Source organism: Bifidobacterium sp. W8103 (assembly GCF_016100775.1).
Classification (GTDB): domain Bacteria; phylum Actinomycetota; class Actinomycetes; order Actinomycetales; family Bifidobacteriaceae; genus Bombiscardovia; species Bombiscardovia choladohabitans.
This window is the reverse complement of record NZ_JACFRV010000002.1, coordinates 133,144-149,867: the sequence shown is the minus strand read 5'-3', so window position 1 is coordinate 149,867 and position 16,724 is coordinate 133,144. Positions and strand designations below refer to the sequence as shown.

Here is a 16,724-nt window from a genome sequence, read left to right as displayed (position 1 = left end):
TCATTCCTCCTTGCGTATGGCCTGGAAGGCCTCCTTGATCGCCGAGACCGGCGGGTCGTCCAGGTGGGTGGGTTTGCCCAAACCATCAAGAATGATAAACCGCAACTTGTTGCCACGGGCCTTTTTGTCCCGATGCATGAGGGCCAGCACCTGGTCGAAGTCTCCCCCATTCCACCAGGTTCTCAGTCCCAGCGAAGACAGAAGCCTCCTGTGGTAGTCGACCGCCTCCTGATCCAGATGGCCGGTGATCCTGGCCAGCTCGGCTGCGAAGACCATGCCCACGGACACGGCCTGACCATGCCGCCAGGTGAAATGTTCGATCTTCTCGATGGCGTGGCCCAGGGTGTGCCCATAGTTGAGGAACTCCCGCAAGCCGGACTCCTTGAGGTCCACCGAAACGTGCCGGGCCTTGACCTCGACGGTGCGTTCGATCAGATCCTGGACCACCGTGCCCAGCCATTGGTCGGACTCCTGACCGTCAAAGGCGCGTAGGGATTCGGCCCGCTCCTCCAGCTCGCGCAGGATGCCGCCGTCCATGATGAAACCGGACTTGGCCACCTCGCCCAGCCCCTCTACGAAGATCTCATTGGGCAGGGTCCGCAGGGTCCGCAGATCAGCCAGGACGCCAGCAGGAGTGTAGAAGCTGCCGACCAGATTCTTGCCCTGCTCCAGGTTGATGCCGGTTTTGCCGCCGGTGGAGGCATCTACCATGGCCAGTAGGGAGGTGGGGCAGTTCACATAACGGATGCCCCGCATCCAGGTGGCGGCGATGAACCCGGCCTGGTCTGTGGCCGCTCCCCCGCCTAGTCCCACCACGGCGTCGGAACGGGTGAAGCCTTCGGTTGCCAGGCGCTCCCAGATACCCTGGCTGACCTGGATGGTCTTGCCGGCCTCCGCGTCGGGAATGGTCAGATCCACCACCTGATACCCGGCCTGGCGAAGCAGGGCCCGGGCATGGTCGGAATGGCGCTGGACAGGCTGGGTATGAATCAGGGCCACCCTCATGGTTTGGTCTCCAAGCAACTCATGCAGTCGACCGGTCACCCCGGCGCCGATCCTCACATCGTAGGGATCGGGACCGCTGACGTGAACCACCCGCTCAGTCAGGGCATCGGCCAGCCGTCTGGCCAGGGCACGGGGGGTGGTGTTCCTGGATTTGAGGGTGATAGTGGCCAGCTCCTGGTAGACGCTGCGACGCTCGCGATAGAGAGCCATCCAGCGCTCCGATGCGCCGCCGCGAAGAAGGGGGCGATGATCCGACCGTGCCGCCCGGCTGACCCCCTCCTCCGGGTCGATCTGTAGGTAGACCACAGCACCGCCTGCCCGCCGATAGTCCTGCAGCGCCTGGAAGACCTCGGTGCTCATGGGAGCCCCTCCCCCCAGGGACAGGATGCCGCCAGGGAAATCCTTCAAAAGGTCAAGGATCGCCCGGGTCTCCATTTCACGGAAAGCCTGCTCGCCCTGAGTGTCGAAGATCTCGCTGACCGACCGACCTGCTTCTTGTTCGATGCACTGGTCGGTATCCCGGAAGGGCGCCTTGATCAGGGCGGCCGTCTCCCTGCCCAGCCGGGTCTTGCCCGCACCCGGCATGCCGATGACGACGGCCCTGGGCATACTGCTGCTTTCAATCATGCGATTCCGCCCCTCACCGCAGATGCTCGGGCCAGGACTGGAGGTAGGCCTGGGCGTTGCGCCGAACCTCCTCGAGCGAGTCACCGCCGAACTTCTCCAAGGCGAAGCGCGCCAGTGTCAGGTTCATCATGGCTTCGCCGATCACCGCGGCGGCAGGCACGGCGGTCACATCGGAACGCTGATGGATGGCCTGGGCTGGCTGGCCGGTGGCCACATCCACCGTGCGAAGGGCCCGGGGCACCGAGGAGATGGGCTTCATGGCGGCCCTGACCCTGATGGGCTGGCCATTGGATGTGCCACCCTCCAGACCGCCAGCATGGTTGCTGAGTCTGCGGATGGTACCGTCAGGACCGGGCTCCATCTCGTCATGGGCCTGTGAACCAGGGCGGTCAGCCTCCCTGAATCCATCGCCGATTTCCACGCCCTTGATGGCCTGAATGCCCATGAAGGCGCTGGCCAGGGCCGCATCCAGACGTCGGTCGTCCTCCACGTAGGTGCCCAGCCCCGCAGGCACACCATAGGCAATGACCTCGAAGACCCCGCCGGCGGTGTCGCCGTCCTTCTTGATCTGGTCGATTCTGGCCATCATCCGCTTCTCGGCATCCTTGTCCAGGGTCCTGACCGGAGAGGCATCCAGGGCGGGTCCGTCTTCAGGACCGGGCGTGACCTCATGCCCCTCCAGGCCGACCCCGGCTATGGAGATGACATGGGAAACGGTCCGTATCCCCAGGGCCTGCTGCAGGAAGTCGGCGGCCACCGATCCCAGTGCCACTCGGGATGCGGTCTCCCTGGCAGAGGAGCGCTCAAGGACCGGACGCGCATCCGTAAACCCGTACTTGCGCATGCCGGTCAGATCGGCGTGACCGGGCCTGGGCCTGGTCAGGGGGGCGTTGCGACCGGTCGCCGGGGGCTCCTGATCAGCAGGCAGCTCGTCCACGCTCATGATCCGCTCCCACTTGGGCCACTCCGTGTTGTCGATCTCGATGGCCACCGGCGAACCGAGCGTCCGTCCATGCCTGACCCCGGTCAGCAGACGCACCTTGTCCTGTTCAAAGCCCATCCTGGCCCCGCGACCATAGCCCAGCCGACGACGGGCCAGGGCCGATTCGATATCCTTGGTGGATACGGCGACCCCTGCGGGCAGACCCTCCATCATGGCCACCAGGGCCTCTCCGTGGGATTCCCCTGCCGTCTGCCAGCGCAACATATTCAAGCTCCTCGTTCGTTCCTCGTTTGCCAGGTTAGGGCTACCTATGATTATCTTAGAAGATGGTCTACCTCATCCCAGCGCCGGGACTGCTGACCGCCCTCCTCCTGGCCCTGATCGACATCCGCTTCCGGCGAGTCCCACGTCTTCTGGTGCTCTTGGGACTGGTGCTGCAGGCTGTGACCCTGCTGGGTTTCTCCCTGATCCAGGGTCGTCCTATGCTGCTGGTGCAGTGCCTGCTGCTGACTCTGGCATGTACAGGCCTTCAGCTCCTGCTGGCCCTGGTCCGACCCGGCGCCCTGGGACTGGGCGATGTGACGGCAACGGGTCTGGTGGCCCTGAGCCTGTCTGTTCTGGGATGGACGGCCATCCTGGTCTGGTGGCTGATGATGGGCCTGCTGGGGCTGGCCGCCCTGGCTCTGGTCTGGTTGGCCCGTCGCCGCGGGTCGGTCAGGACAGACGACCCTCTCTCGCTGGCCTACGTCCCGGTCATCCTGGCCGCAGCGGTGGTGGCCCTGATCATCGAAGCCCTCTAGGACCGGCAACTGGGATCCAGGGACAAGGCGCTACCTGCCCTGCTCGTTGTGCTGGGACTCCCAGGCCTTGTACTCCTTGACGTCGCGGTTGAACTGATCCGGGTTGTCGCTGAACCTGGTCTCTCCCGTGTCCATGTTGACGGTCACGAAATAGAGCCAATCGCCTGACTCGGGGTGCATGACCGCCTGGATGGCCTCGTCTCCCGGGCTGCCGATGGGGCCTGGTGGCAGACCCTGATGGACCCTGGTGTTGTAGGGGTCGTTGGCATTCTTCAGCATGGCATCGGTCAGCTTCAAGGCGGAGACATTGTTGGAGTAGGCCACGGTGCTGTCCATGCCCAGGGGCATTCCCTTGGCCAATCGGTTATCGATGACCCGGGCCACCTTGCTGTAGTATTCCGACTTGTTGACCTCGGCCTCGGTGATGGAGGCCGTGTTGAGTATGGTCTGCCGCTCCTGGCCACCTGGCACGCCCAACTGGTCCAGGTGCTCGATCCGCTTGGAGACCAGGTTGCCCAGGATGGCCTTGGCCGAACCTGCCTTGCGTACGTCGTACTCGCCAGGCTGCAGCCAACCCTCGAAGTTGCCCTGTGCCTCCTGGGGCAGAATGTCCTCGCCCTTGGCCTGGATCAGGGCGTCGAATTCGCTCTGCGGAACCCCGGAGAGCTGGGCGGCCCGGGCGACCACATCGCGGACCCGCTCGCCGGCCCTCACCTGCAGGAAGCCTCCGGCCTTGCTTCGGTCGGTCAGAATGGCCACCACGTCAGAGGCCTTCATCCGCAGACGCAGATCGAAGGTGCCGGGCAGGAGCCTGGATTCGGACTGGGTGCTGGTGATGGCGTGCAGGAAGGCAGCCGTGGATTTGACCACTCCGGCCTTGACCAGGTTGGCACCCACCTGATCAGCCCCCTGGCCACTCTCGACCGTGAACTCCAGGGGCTGTCCGCCGGGGCCTGGATAGTCGGGGGCGACCTCCTTGGTGGCTACGATCCGTGGGGCGCCATGGCGCAGTCCGCCCACCAGAATCACCACGCAGGAGGTGGCCAGCACAACAGCCAGGGTGACGATGACGATCATGATCTGCTTGCGATGTTTGCGTCTCTCCCGCCGACGGCGCATCTCACGACGTGAACGAGGAGGACGCGGCGGCATAGCGGAAACCGGGGCCTGCCCGTCGGCAACCCACTGGACCTTGTCCTGGAAGAAATCCTGCATGTCGTCGGCCAATTAGCACTCCTTGTCGGCACGTTGGTCGTCCAGGGCCGACTGCAACAGCACAACAGCGGACTGCTGATCGACCACGGGACGATGTCTTCGCCCGTCCACGCGGGCATCATACAGCTGTCGATGGGCGCTGACGGTCGTCAGTCGTTCGTCTCGCAATACTACACTGGGCAGCTGCTCAGAGGCAACGCCAGCATCGTGTGCATCCTCCTGCAGACGACTGGTCAGGGCACGCACCCAACGGGCCGCCTTTTTGGCACTGCGACCAGCCTGGCCGCTCAGAAGCAGGGGGTGTCCGACCACGACTCGGGACACGCACTTGTCCATAATCAGGTCTTCCACCTGGTCCAGGGCCTGAAAGTAGTCGCCCTGAACCCTGATATTACCGGCGGGAAAGGCCAGGGTCAGCTCCGGGTCCGACAGGGCCAGACCCACCCTGGCTTCGCCAAGATCCACCCCCAGCCACACGGCTGTCTGTGATCCCACGGGAGAGCTCAGCCCTCTCGGACCTGATCACTCAGGTCTTTCAAGGCCCGATCGATGGCCGAAGCATCCTGGCCGCCGCCCTGGGCGAAGTCAGGCTTGCCGCCGCCTCCTCCTCCCAGGACCCTGGAGGCCGTCCTGACCAGGTCGCCGGCCCTGAGACCGCGGTCACGGGCCGCCTGGTTGGTGGCTACGAAGATGACTGGCTTCTCATCCTCGCTGACTCCGGCCAAGGCGACCACAACGGGATATTCATCGCCCATGCGGCCCCTCAGGTCTGTCACCGCCTTGCGCAGGGCATCGACCGAGCCGAAATGCCCCATATTCCGGGATGCGATCTTGACTTCGCCCGGAGCATGCAGGGCCTGGTTGGCCAACTCGGGCACAGCCTGGGCCATCTGCTGCTCATAGGTGGCCGCCAGTCGGCGGTCGGACTCCTTGAGCTTGGCCAGCAGGGCAGAGATCCTGGACTCAAGCTCGTCAGGGCGGGCGTTGAGCTTGTCGGAGAGCTGAGAGACCAGGGCGTGCTCACGGGCGTTGTATTCGTAGGCCCCCTGACCCACCACGGCATCGACACGACGGACGCCGGTGCCCACCGAGGCCTCGGACATGATGGAGACCGCGCCGATCTTGCCCACGTGGTCCACATGGGTTCCCCCGCAGAGCTCACGGCTCCAGCCGTCCTCGCCGATCGAGACCACACGGACCACGTCGCCGTACTTCTCCCCGAACAGGTGCATGGCGCCCAGGGCGATGGCGTCGTCGTATTTCATCTCCTGAGCGGTCACGGCCAGGTTGTCCCGCAAACGATCGTTGACACGGGCTTCCACCGCATCCATGGCCTGGCGGCTTGGGGCCTGCGACCACTGGAAGTCGAAACGCAGCCTGTTGGGTGCATCCTCGGAACCGCGCTGCGTGGCCTGGGGACCCAGTTCCTCTCGCAGGGCCTTGTGGACCATGTGCGTGGCGGTGTGCGAACGGGCGATGGCACCGCGCCGGTTCCGGTCGATGGTGGCCGTGACCTTGGCCTGCAGGGTCAGCGTTCCTTCGGTCAGTCGGCAGCGGTGGATGGTCAGCCCCTTGATGGGCCTCTGCACGTCGTCCACTTCCAGTACGGCCCCATCGTCGGTCAGTATCTCTCCCTGGTCGGCCAGCTGGCCGCCGGCCTCGGCGTAGAAGGGAGAGCGGTCCAGAATCACCTCAACCTGGGCGGGCGCCTTGACGGCTGGAACCGCTCCCTTGCCCTCCTGGATGATGCCCAGGACAGTCGAGCGGCTGGAGAAGTCGGTGTAACCCAGGAAGACCTGAGGCTCGTCAAGGTTCTTGCGCATATCGTCGTAGACGCTCAGATCCACGTTGTGCCGCTTCTTCATGGCATCGGCGCGGGCCCTGGACTTCTGCTCGTTCATGAGCTTCCGGAACTCGTCCTGATCCACCTTGACGCCCTGTTCGGCAGCCATCTCCAGGGTCAGTTCGATGGGGAAGCCGTAGGTGTCATGCAGGGTGAAGGCATCCTTGCCGGAGACCTCGGGTTCGCCCTTCCCGCTCTTGGCCTTGTTGACGGCCGTATCCAGAATGGTGGTTCCCTTGTCCAGGGTCCGACGGAAGGCCAGCTCCTCGCCATAGGCCGATTCGGCCACCTCGGAGAAGGTGTCGTTGAGCTCTGGGTAGCTGGGGGCCATGGCATCCTTGGAGACCGGGAAGAGTTGGGGCAGGACCTCCTGGTCCACGCCCAGCATCTTCATGGAGCGGATGGTCCGGCGCAGCAGACGGCGCAGCACGTAGCCACGGCCGACGTTGCTGGGGCGGACGCCGTCGCTCATGATCATCAGGGCCGAGCGGACATGGTCGGCCACCACACGGAAGCGTACGTCATCCTGGGCGTCATCGCCGTAGTGCCGGCCAGACAGGCTCTCGGCAGCCTGGATGACGGGGTAGACCTCGTCGGTCTCGTAGATGTTCTGCTTGCCCTGGAGCAGGTAGGCCAGACGCTCCAGTCCGGCGCCGGTGTCGATGTTCTTGTGCTCCAGCTCGCCCACGATGTGCAGGTCGGTCTTGGAGCGTACGTTGTCCACCTCGTAGTTCTCGAAGACCAGATCCCAGATCTCGATGTACCGGTTCTCGTCGGCCGAGGGGCCGCCCTCCTTGCCATAGGCAGGGCCGCGGTCCACATAGATTTCGGAGCAGGGGCCGCCGGGGCCAGGGCCGCCGGTGGTCCAGAAGTTGTCCTCCATGCCCAGGATCTCCATGTGCTCGGGGTCGAAGCCCTCGTTCTTCCACAGGGAGCGGGCCTCGTCATCGTCGGTGTAGGTGGTCACCCAGATCGTTTCGGGGTCGAAGCCGTAGCCGCCCTGGTCCTGGGGCTTGGTCAGCAGGTCCCAGGCATAGTGGATGGCCTCCTCCTTGAAGTAGTCCCCGAAGGAGAAGTTGCCCAGCATCTGGAAGAAGGTGCCGTGACGGGTGGTCTTGCCCACCTCGTCGATGTCCAGGGTGCGCACGCACTTCTGGTTGCTGGCCATCCGGCTCTTGGGCGGGGTCTGCTCCCCCAGCAGGTAGGGGATGAAGGGGACCATGCCGGCGATGGTGAAGAGCGTGGTGGGATTGGGCGAGATCAGGGAGGCGGAGGGAACCACCAGATGATCCTTGTCCTGGAAATAATCGAGGAAACGCTTGGCGATTTCCGATGTGCGCATGCTGCTTCTGCTCCTTCAGACCCGGTGAACGCCGAGGGGATAACGGGTCGTCCAAATGACTCGGTTGTCCGGGGTGCGAACAGGTCGCCCGCACTCCGGACTCTTAGCTGAATATGGTGATTTTACACCGGCCAGGCGCATCTGTCCTGGCCTGTCCGCCCCAGGCTCAGCCCTGGAAACGGTCCAGATAGCGGCGGTCCAGCTCATCCTGTCGCTGGTGCATGGTCTGGGTGAACTGGCGCACCAGGCCGGACAGGGTCCGTGAGGCCACCTGGTCCTGGTCCTCGCCCAGCACGAATTCCCTTGCACGCTTGGGGGTATTGGCCCTGACATAGGCCTCGGCCTTGGTCACCAGGACTACGCCTGCCGTGACGCCCAGGCCCATCCAGAAGATCCGTTTGAACATCAGCGGGTACTCCCCTCGTTCCCTTGGCCGTCATTGGCCTTTTTTGCTGTGGAGGACTTGGATTCGGCGCTGTTGCGGCCACCAGAAAGGAATGACGAGATCGTCTTGCGCAGGGCATAGAGGAAGGCTGCCACTTTGATGACCGGCTTGCCCAGCATGGATCCGTACAGGTCGGTCAGGGCGCCGACGTTGCCTGCCGTGGTCGAGGCCGCTGCGGAGATGCGATTGACGTCGGTCAGGGTCTGGTTGAGCTGGGTGACCGTGCTGGTGGACTCGTCCAGGGTGGGCACGACATGGTCGCCCGCCTGCTTGATGGTCTGCGCCAGCTGGTCGAAGAGCTTCCCCAGACGAATCAGGGGATAGATCAGAAACCCTGCCAAGATAGCGAAGGCAATGGCCGCTATCAGGCCGGCAATCTGTCCTACGTCCATCTGCTACCTCTCTTCCATTGGTACGATACTGGGGACAACGCTAGCACGCGCCGTCTATCAGACCAGGCCATGACCGGCCGGTTGAAGCCGGTTCAACGGTTGAAGGACCGAACCTGCAGGGCGCGCTCAAAGGGGGCCTCCGTATCGAAGTCGAATATGGTGACGCTTCCGTTGCTCGGGCGGCTGCTGGTGTCATAACGCCCGCCGCCGAATCGGTTGACCAGACTGAGCAGGGTGTTGCCGTGCGAGATCAGCAGGACACGGTCGCCATCTTTCAGATGCGGGTCGGCGGCAATCAGTGCGAATCCGCCGGCAATGCGCGTCCAGTACTCGCTGTCGGACTCCGCATCACCGAAGGGATCGGCCTCCTTGAGGAAGTCCCTGGTAGCAGCAAGTCCGAACTGGTCCACAATCTGCTGGTAGGTGCCCGCCCCATGAGGCGCGCCTGCGGCCCACCAGGCCATGGCCATGTCCTGCCCCTCGAAGTAGCCGTAGAACTGCTCGCGGAAGTGGCTGTCGCTGACCGGCTCAGGCTTCTTCTCCGACTGGTTCTGGTCCAGGATTCTGCGGACTGTCTCCTGGGCGCGAGTGGTGTCCGAGCAGTAGGCGGCAGCAAAGTTCACCTTGCTCAATTTACGACCCGCACGGTCGGCATCCTCCAGCCCCGATGCAGTCAGCGGCGAGTTGGACCAGCCTTGAAGACGGTTGTAGCGGTTGAAATAGGTCTGCCCATGGCGGACGGCATACAGATGGAGCAACATGCCCCCATTATCCCACCCATGTCCCAGCGGGCTCGGCAGATCCTGACATGCAAAAGGCCCCGGACGGACCGGGGCCTCAAAGTTACTAGTGGAAGTTCCTAGTGGTCAGCGAGCGTAGAACTCGACCACGTACTGGATGTTGATCTGAACCGGGATCTCCTCCGGCTCGGGCTTGCGGACCAGGCTGGCCTTCAAGGAGGCCAGGTCCACGTCCAGGTAGCCGGGGACTGCGGGCAGCACATCCCGGTGGACGCCTTCGGCAGCGATCTGGAAGGGGACCATGGTCTGGCTCTTGGGCTTGACCTGGATGGTCTGGCCGGGCTTGACCCTGTAGGAGGGGCGGTCCACGATGTTGCCGTCGACCAGGATGTGGCGGTGAACCACGTACTGACGGGCCTGGGCGGTGGTGCGGGCGATGCCGGCGCGCAGGACCAGGTTGTCCAGGCGGCACTCCAGCTCGCGAAGCATGGCGGCACCGGTCTGGCCGGACTCATGGGTGCCCCGCTCATAGGCGGCACGCAGCTGCTTCTCGGAAACGCCGTACTGGGCGCGCAGCCTCTGCTTCTCACGCAGACGGACGGCGTAGTCGGACTCGGTGCGACGGCGGCTGCGGCCGTGCTCGCCGGGGCCATAGGGGCGCTTCTCGAACAGGCGCTGGGCCTTGGGAGTCAGGGCGATGCCCAGAGCGCGGGACAGGCGGACCTGGCGACGCGCACGCTGAATGTTAGTCATTGATGCAATCCTTACTTGCTTCTGTCGTTATCTGAACGAAGACGGCCGGAACCGTCGAGTCAGGCCTCTCCAATGCTTCACCGTGCCAAGCACGAACGACCTTGCGGCCGCCGACCCATTGATGGGCTGAGACTCCAGATAGGTTCGCGCACAAATGCGCAAACCAAGTGTTTATTAAACCACATGTGCCCGACCGACGGCAGAGAGTATGTTGTGATATATTCATACCAACGGTCGGTATGATATTGGGTCAAGGCTGGCAAACTGCCCAACCAATCAACAACGACTCATCATCATCTACCTGAAAGGAAAACGGCCATGGCCCGCAACGCACATCCTGAGCTGACGCAGGAACGAATCATCAAAGCCGCCACGGAGCTCTTCACCCGTCAGGGCTACGACAAAACCAGTATGCAGGACATCATTGATGCGACCGGAGGCCTGAGCAGAGGGGCCGTCTACCACCATTTTCGATCCAAGGAAGACCTCTTCGACGCCGTGGCCGACAGGTTGATGAAGGCCATGAGCGAGACGACCGGCAAGAACCATGCCCGCTCGAGGCAAGGCACGGCTTTGGAGCAGCTGCAGTCGCTCTTCTCCCCCAAGCGAGCGCAAAAGAGACTGGAGGCCGCGAATCTGATGTTCCGCAAATTCAACCCAAAGGCCAATCCCAAGATGATCGGCATGGAATTCACCGCCTTGGTGGATGAGCGGGACGACTTTGTCGACCTGATCACACAGGGCAATCAGGACGGATCAATGCATGTGAACCAGGTCGAACAAGCCGCGGAGATCCTCCGCCTGCTGGCCAACATGTGGCTGCTGCCCTTCTTTCGCCAAGGCACGCAAGCTGAGCTGCGCACCAGAGCCGCCTGTTTCTTCACGATCATGCAAAGCTTGGGCATCCCCCTACAAGATCAGGGATTCTCGGACCTTCTGGCATCCTTCGGCACCGACGCCAAAAGCAACGACCATGAGAAGACTGAAAGCGAAGTCGCGATATGAACCCGCCCGCTCACGACCAAGCTCCAAATAGAGACCGCTCCAAGGGCAGAGGGCTGCTGACACTGCCGTTCATTGCTCTTCTGACGACTGAGATTCTCTCCAATCTGGGGCAAACATGTTTGGTCTTCGCCCTTCCGCTTCACCTGCTCAACATCTCAGGATCGGCATCCCTCTATGGCATGGTCTCTGCTCTGGCGGTCCTTCCATCCATACTCCTGACCCCCCTGGGCGGAGCTCTGGCCGACCGGCTGCACAAGCAGTCCACCATGGCGGTCCTGGACATTCTGTCAGCATTGACCGCCTTCTTGTACATCCTGATAAGCCAGAAGATTGACCCGGTTTTTTTGACCGTGGCCTGCATGATGCTGGTCAATGCCTACAGAGCCTGTTACAGCCCAACGGTGCAGGCGGCCCTTCACTGTCTGGTGGACAGAAAAGACCTGACCCGTGCATCAGCCCTGGTTTCCCAGGCGATCTCCCTGGTAGGAATGATCGGACCAGTAGTGGCCGGCATGGTTATGGGCTTCTTCGGAATCATGCAAGTGGTCGGGGTTGCCGCTCTGGTCTGTCTTCTCTCTGCCGTCTGGATCAGAATCGCCGTCAGGATTCCCGAACCAGCACAGAGCTCCTCCCAAGGACCAAGAGCACTGGTGGGCCACCTGGTCGCGGACACCAAAGCAGCTGCACAATTCCTCATCAGACATAGCAACCTCAAAGTGGTCATAGGACTCAGCCTGGCGGCCAACCTGATCTTTGCCTCCTACATCAACGTGGCCCTGCCATATATGATCACTCGGACACTGGGTCTGAGCAATGCCATGCAGGGGCTGGCCGAAGGGATACTGGCCTCCGGGAGCCTGCTTGGAGCCATCTTGGTGTCCATCCGCCCTAGCTGGTTCTATCTGCAACGGATACCCTTGCTGCTCTCGGGCAGCGCCCTGGTCCTCCTGCCCATTGCCGCAGGGCTGCTTCTGCATTTGCCTGCTCATGTCCTCTTCGCCCTGGTAACCGGGTGCATGGCTCTGGCTGCGGGAATGGTGCAGACGGTCAACATCACTTCCATGTCCTATGAGCAGATTCATACCCCTGCAATGCTGATAGGCAAAGTTATAGGGCTGACCAACAGTCTATGCATGTGCGCGATTCCGCTGGGACAGGCCGCCTTCGGCCCGCTGATCGACCACTGCCCCATGACCCTGATCATCGCTGGGGTGGTCACGGTGACACTACTGACATGTCTGATTGCCAGACTGGCCATGAAGCCGGATGAATGATCAACGAAGTGAAGGCCTTTTGAATGCCGCGCCGGCGCTTTTTCGCCATTGACGACCAGGGATCCATCGCTTAGCGACATAGACACAAAAGCGTCTCAATAAGGCTGACAGGCCTTACTTTGCTGAGGGGACTGTCTCGCAAATCCTCCGAGTGAAGGCGTCGCGGCGTTCAGGTGTATCAATCTTCGAATCTATGAAGCCCAGAATGCTGGCCCCGGTGAATTTGATACCGCAGAATTTCAGGATGGAGTACTTCCATCGGGTCACGGTGGAGCCATACATCTTGGAGACGAAGGCCGGCCCATGGCTGCTACTGATAATTTGCGCCGTCTTGCCTCTGAGCAGCCCCTCCGACTTAAGGCTGCTCTCATATCTGTAGGCAAATTGGGGCGTGAGTACCCTATCCAGCCAGCCCTTGAGGATGGCCGGTTCGCCCGCCCACCAAATGGGGAAGACGAAGACCAGATGATCGGCTCGTGCAACCATGTTTTGATAACGCTTAGGCGCTGATTCGTCCTCCATGTGCTTGACATAGCCGTAGCGAAGCACTGGGTCAAAGTCTTCCTGGCTGAGGTCGATCATTTCGACCGTGTGGCCTTTACGCCGGGCAGCTTGTGCATAAGCCTGGGCGTTGGTGTGGCTGAAACTACCTCCATAGGGTGATCCTTGAATAACGAGTATGTTCATATCATTTACTTCTTCAGTTGTGCTGCATTCGGTTTTGGCTCTATTCTCCAAAATTATTTTATATTCGGTAGATTACCATAAGCAAAACCGTTGACAGAAAGATGATATGAATGCGGAAAAACTACCCGATCATGCTGGGGTCGGAACTGACAGGAGCGACCAGGGTGGCCCGCGTGCGCGTCAGGCGGGAGACCATGAGACCGAGGCAGGCATAAGCCAGTGCAAACAGTGCGACCACGGTCAACGGAAGACCCCAGGAGGCCGGACCTGCTGCGCTGGAATCCATGATTGATTGGACTGCTGTATTGTACCACCAGCCCGGCGTCAATTTGCCGATGGTCTGCATGACCGGAGGCAGGGGGCCTCCCGAACTTGACCCGGAGGTGAACATAACCACCAGGCCGAAGATGACCCCTACCGAGTTTATGAGAGAAGAGGAAGGATTGAACTGAGCAAGCATGAATCCAAAGGAGGCCGCCGACACAGCGAATATCAGCATGACGAAAAAGCTCAGCAGCACCCTCCCCCAGCCAAGCGAAGCCAAGGACACCCCTGACGCCGCCATGCTGAAAGCGACGAGTGCCACGTAGTATAACCAGGAGAAGCCCGCCAGGATGAGGGCTGCTGTGAGCTCCTGTCCGTTCAGGCTGCTTGATCGCATTGGAGAGGCAAGCAGGCGTCGATGTCGGTCGGGAGAACTGAAGGCTCCGAAAAGCGTAGCAACACAGACCGTCAGCGCTGTCATCAGGGGAAAGGCAGCCAGGCCGACGGTGGTGGCGAAGCCTTCCAAGAGGGCGCCATGGTCATCATCCTTTGGGCTGGCATGGATGCCCACATGTGGCTGGTTGCTGGCATAGTGCGATACTGCATAGGCAGCCGCATCCTCGATCGCTGCAGACGAATGCAGCTTCATGGGACCGTTTTGACCCAGATCTGGTAGCAGAGCAGTACGAAGAGCATCGAAATAACTGTCCACCTGCAGTTGTGCCAAACTGCCGCGGCTGGAATTATAGGAGGCAGCTGTTTCAACTTTAGGGAAATCAGTGGCTTTGCTACCGCTGTGAGCTTGGGTAGCAGTATCTTCAAGCGCATCAAGAAAGCGTTGGCCATATCCCGCTGGAATGATGACGGTCAAATCGCTTTTGCCGGATACATTGGCGTCCTGCAGGGCTTGAGGCTTATCTTCGACTGTCACCAGTTGGGCCGACTTGCCCAGGTACCGCTCCAGACCTTGGCCCAGCTCACAACCGACCTGGTTGCCACGGTCCCTGTTGATAACGACTATTTTCGCCTTCGCGGGTTCAAAGCGCCCAACCGAGCTTGAGGCATTGGCACGTACCGCGGCCTGCATGTTTGTGGAACCGATGACGATCATGATGAGGCTCATCCCCACCAGGTACAGGAGGAGGTAGAACTTATGCGCCCAGATGACGCGCAGTGCCGTTTTACAAGTATTCATAACGTTGTTTCCTTAGGAACAGACCACAGATGGCCAGGAAGACGGCGGCCATGATAGCCAGGATGCCGCAGGTCCGGGCGAAGGGTGCCAGGCTGTCGTAGTAGACGATGTCGTAGAAGAGGTTGGAGACCTGCTTGACGGGGTTGATCAAGTGAAGGATCGGAGCGTGCTCCTGGATGGCGTTGTTGAGGTCCATAGCCAGGCTGCCGTAGAGACCGATAAAGGCGCTCAGCGTGCAGTCGATGCCTATGACCAGGCCAACCTTCGTTTCGGTGGAAAGTTTGGGAATGGCGCCCATCATAGAACCGAAAGCAGTGGCCATGAAGGTGCCCACGGCGATGGCTATGAGGGCTATCAGGTCACGGCCGCCGGTTTGCACGCCGCAGACTGTGCGGACGAAGATGTATGCGACCAGAAGGCTGACTGCAGAAAAGAGCCAGGAGGCCAGGAAGGCGCCCGCTGCCTGCCGCCACTTGGAGCTGGGAGAACTGGCCCGTCGGGCTCCCAGGGCTGAAAGGTTGGGCTGAGTCCTGGCAATCATCTCTGCTGCGGTGCTGGCGCCGATAAGGCAGGCCATAGCGAGCACGGCAAAGAAGTAAGGTGCGGTCATCGAAGGATTGATATGGGTCAGACGGATTTGCTTAGTGTAGGTCTGTTGGCCGGATTGCAGCAGTATTTGAGTATTTGGCAAGGCCAAGGTTGAGCTTGCCGAGTTGGCCTGATTGAAGCTGACTAGCGAGGCGGAGAGAATAGAGACCGTTATGCCTTCTGAGGCAGTTGAGTCGGATTGGATGTTGGCGGCTTCACGATCGGACAGGACCATGTTGACCCGTCCGTCAGAACCCGCGTACAGGTAGCCGATGTCCTTCTGACTATCCAGACGTGTGTCTGCTTCGGCCCTGGAAGCCACTGTCGTCGGGATAAGCAGCTGAGTCTCATCGGTCCCTGCCTTGGGTTTCTTCGATAGTGATGAAACCAATTCGTCAGCACCCAGGCTGGCTTTCCAGTTGGCGTCAGAGACTATGGCGAAATGTTGCGCCTCGGCAGAGTAACCGTCTTGCAGGTTGCCCATGATGCCCAGCATCAGAGCGGCCAATATGACTGGAAATGCCAGTACCCAGAAGAGGGAGGAGGTGTTGCGTATCGAGGTCTTGACGTTGATCAGGAATGAGTTCCACATGAATAGATGCTCCTTACGGCAATTGAGCCTGGGACCGCGCTCAGTCGCGCAGTTCCTTGCCGGTCAGTTCCAGAAACACGTCGTTCAGGGATGGCGGACGGCTGGTCAGGTGGCCGTAGCTGGTCTGGGTGGATTCCAGGACCGTCAGCACATCCTGCAGGTTGTGCTCGCCCTGCCGGCAGTGGATGACCAGCTCCTTGCCGTCATAGTCGACGGACTGGGTCAGAGGCAGGGCGCGGATCTTGGCCAGAGTGGACTCCTGCAGGTCCAGGGTCTCGACGGTGACCTGCTCGCCGGCCTGGACCATGCCCTTGAGCTCCTCAGCAGTGCCTAGGGCGATCTGTCGGCCGTGGTCCATGATCATGATCCGCGTGCAGATCTGCTCCACCTCCTCCATGTAATGGCTGGTGTAAACCACCGTGGCCCCCTGGGCATTCAGCCGTTCGATGCCTTCCAGGATTGCGTTGCGGCTCTGGGGGTCAACGGCGACGGTAGGTTCGTCGAAGAAGATGAGGTCGGGCTGATGGGCGATGCCACAGGCGATGTTGAGCCTGCGCAACAGACCGCCCGACAGCTTGCCGGGACGGAACTTGCGGAAGTCGCCCAGCCCTACGAAGTCTATGGCCTGTTCCACCAGCTCCTTGCGGTCGGCCTTCCTGGGCACATAGAGGGAGCAGAAATAGTCAATGTTCTCCTGCACGTTCAGTTCGTTGAAAACAGCCACATTCTGTGGAACCACGCCGATACGACTTTTGAGGTCATAGGAGGTCGGGGTCATCTCCTGCCCGAATATCCGAACCGTCCCCGATTCAAAGCTGAGCAGTGCCAATATGCAGTTGATGGCGGTTGACTTGCCTGAACCATTGGGGCCGAGCAGTCCGAATACCTCACCTCTGCTGACTTCCATGTCGAAGTGGTCCAAGGCCACCATGTCACCGTAGCGCTTCACCAATGCGCTGACCTGCAAGGCCGGCTCTTGCTCATCTGAACTGTTCATGATTCCATCATCCCAGC

16 protein-coding genes are annotated in these 16,724 nt (G+C 61.2%); 3 read left to right on the top strand and 13 right to left on the bottom strand.

What is annotated here, in order from left to right; genetic code table 11:
* Both H3U90_RS07390 and aroC read right to left on the bottom strand, forming a co-directional pair.
* Positions 1-1,632 (bottom strand): bifunctional shikimate kinase/3-dehydroquinate synthase, encoded by a 1,632-nt coding sequence (locus H3U90_RS07390; protein WP_198177731.1) that lies wholly within the window; start codon positions 1,630-1,632, stop codon positions 1-3.
* A 13-nt stretch (positions 1,633-1,645) separates the two neighbouring features.
* Complete coding sequence (gene aroC / locus H3U90_RS07385) at positions 1,646-2,839, bottom strand: chorismate synthase (protein ID WP_198177730.1); 1,194 nt, start codon at positions 2,837-2,839, stop codon at positions 1,646-1,648.
* Between the two features lie 62 nt (positions 2,840-2,901).
* Here aroC and H3U90_RS07380 point away from each other — a divergent pair, with 62 nt between their 5' ends.
* Entirely contained in the window at positions 2,902-3,375 is a 474-nt protein-coding gene (locus tag H3U90_RS07380) for a peptidase A24 (RefSeq protein WP_198177729.1), read from the top strand.
* Positions 3,376-3,405: 30 nt separating this feature from the next.
* Here the strand turns inward: H3U90_RS07380 and mltG are convergent, their stop codons facing one another.
* From mltG to rpsD, 7 genes are all read right to left on the bottom strand, one after another.
* A complete protein-coding gene (mltG, locus tag H3U90_RS07375) occupies positions 3,406-4,602 on the bottom strand; it encodes an endolytic transglycosylase MltG (protein ID WP_198177728.1) in 1,197 nt (398 codons plus the stop codon).
* Complete coding sequence (ruvX, locus tag H3U90_RS07370; RefSeq protein WP_198177727.1) at positions 4,603-5,085, bottom strand: Holliday junction resolvase RuvX; 483 nt, start codon at positions 5,083-5,085, stop codon at positions 4,603-4,605.
* Positions 5,086-5,093: 8 nt separating this feature from the next.
* Positions 5,094-7,775, bottom strand: a complete 2,682-nt coding sequence (gene alaS, locus H3U90_RS07365) for an alanine--tRNA ligase (protein WP_198177726.1) — start codon at positions 7,773-7,775, stop codon at positions 5,094-5,096.
* A 166-nt stretch (positions 7,776-7,941) separates the two neighbouring features.
* Positions 7,942-8,181, bottom strand: a complete 240-nt coding sequence (locus H3U90_RS07360; protein WP_024627396.1) for a hypothetical protein — start codon at positions 8,179-8,181, stop codon at positions 7,942-7,944.
* The gene (locus H3U90_RS07355) at positions 8,181-8,612 is read right to left on the bottom strand and encodes a DUF948 domain-containing protein (protein WP_045924514.1); all 432 of its coding nucleotides are present in this window, start codon (positions 8,610-8,612) and stop codon (positions 8,181-8,183) included. The genes H3U90_RS07360 and H3U90_RS07355 overlap by 1 nt, the downstream gene beginning before the upstream one ends.
* Positions 8,613-8,704: 92 nt before the next feature.
* A complete protein-coding gene (locus tag H3U90_RS07350) occupies positions 8,705-9,373 on the bottom strand; it encodes a histidine phosphatase family protein (RefSeq protein WP_198177725.1) in 669 nt (222 codons plus the stop codon).
* 105 nt (positions 9,374-9,478) lie between these two features.
* Positions 9,479-10,105, bottom strand: coding sequence for a 30S ribosomal protein S4 (rpsD, locus tag H3U90_RS07345; RefSeq protein WP_015021916.1), 627 nt, complete (start codon positions 10,103-10,105; stop codon positions 9,479-9,481).
* 318 nt (positions 10,106-10,423) lie between these two features.
* Here rpsD and H3U90_RS07340 point away from each other — a divergent pair, with 318 nt between their 5' ends.
* Positions 10,424-11,110 carry a TetR/AcrR family transcriptional regulator gene (locus H3U90_RS07340; RefSeq protein ID WP_198177724.1) on the top strand — a complete coding sequence of 229 codons (687 nt, stop codon included), beginning with the start codon at positions 10,424-10,426 and terminating at the stop codon, positions 11,108-11,110.
* The gene (locus tag H3U90_RS07335; protein ID WP_198177723.1) at positions 11,107-12,384 is read left to right on the top strand and encodes an MFS transporter; all 1,278 of its coding nucleotides are present in this window, start codon (positions 11,107-11,109) and stop codon (positions 12,382-12,384) included. The genes H3U90_RS07340 and H3U90_RS07335 overlap by 4 nt, the downstream gene beginning before the upstream one ends.
* 114 nt (positions 12,385-12,498) lie before the next feature.
* On the opposite strand, the gene H3U90_RS07330 is transcribed toward H3U90_RS07335, so the two are convergent.
* The 4 genes from H3U90_RS07330 to H3U90_RS07315 all read right to left on the bottom strand — a co-directional run bounded on the left by H3U90_RS07330 (position 12,499) and on the right by H3U90_RS07315 (position 16,707).
* Positions 12,499-13,122 (bottom strand): NAD(P)H-dependent oxidoreductase, encoded by a 624-nt coding sequence (locus H3U90_RS07330; protein WP_232341316.1) that lies wholly within the window; start codon positions 13,120-13,122, stop codon positions 12,499-12,501.
* 70 nt (positions 13,123-13,192) lie between these two features.
* On the bottom strand, positions 13,193-14,530 hold the full coding sequence (locus H3U90_RS07325) for an ABC transporter permease (RefSeq protein ID WP_198177722.1): 1,338 nt from the start codon (positions 14,528-14,530) through the stop codon (positions 13,193-13,195).
* A complete protein-coding gene (locus H3U90_RS07320; RefSeq protein ID WP_198177721.1) occupies positions 14,517-15,710 on the bottom strand; it encodes an ABC transporter permease in 1,194 nt (397 codons plus the stop codon). Before H3U90_RS07320 ends, H3U90_RS07325 begins: the two co-directional genes overlap by 14 nt.
* Before the next feature lie 40 nt (positions 15,711-15,750).
* The gene (locus H3U90_RS07315; RefSeq protein WP_198177720.1) at positions 15,751-16,707 is read right to left on the bottom strand and encodes an ABC transporter ATP-binding protein; all 957 of its coding nucleotides are present in this window, start codon (positions 16,705-16,707) and stop codon (positions 15,751-15,753) included.
* Positions 16,708-16,724 lie beyond the last annotated feature (17 nt).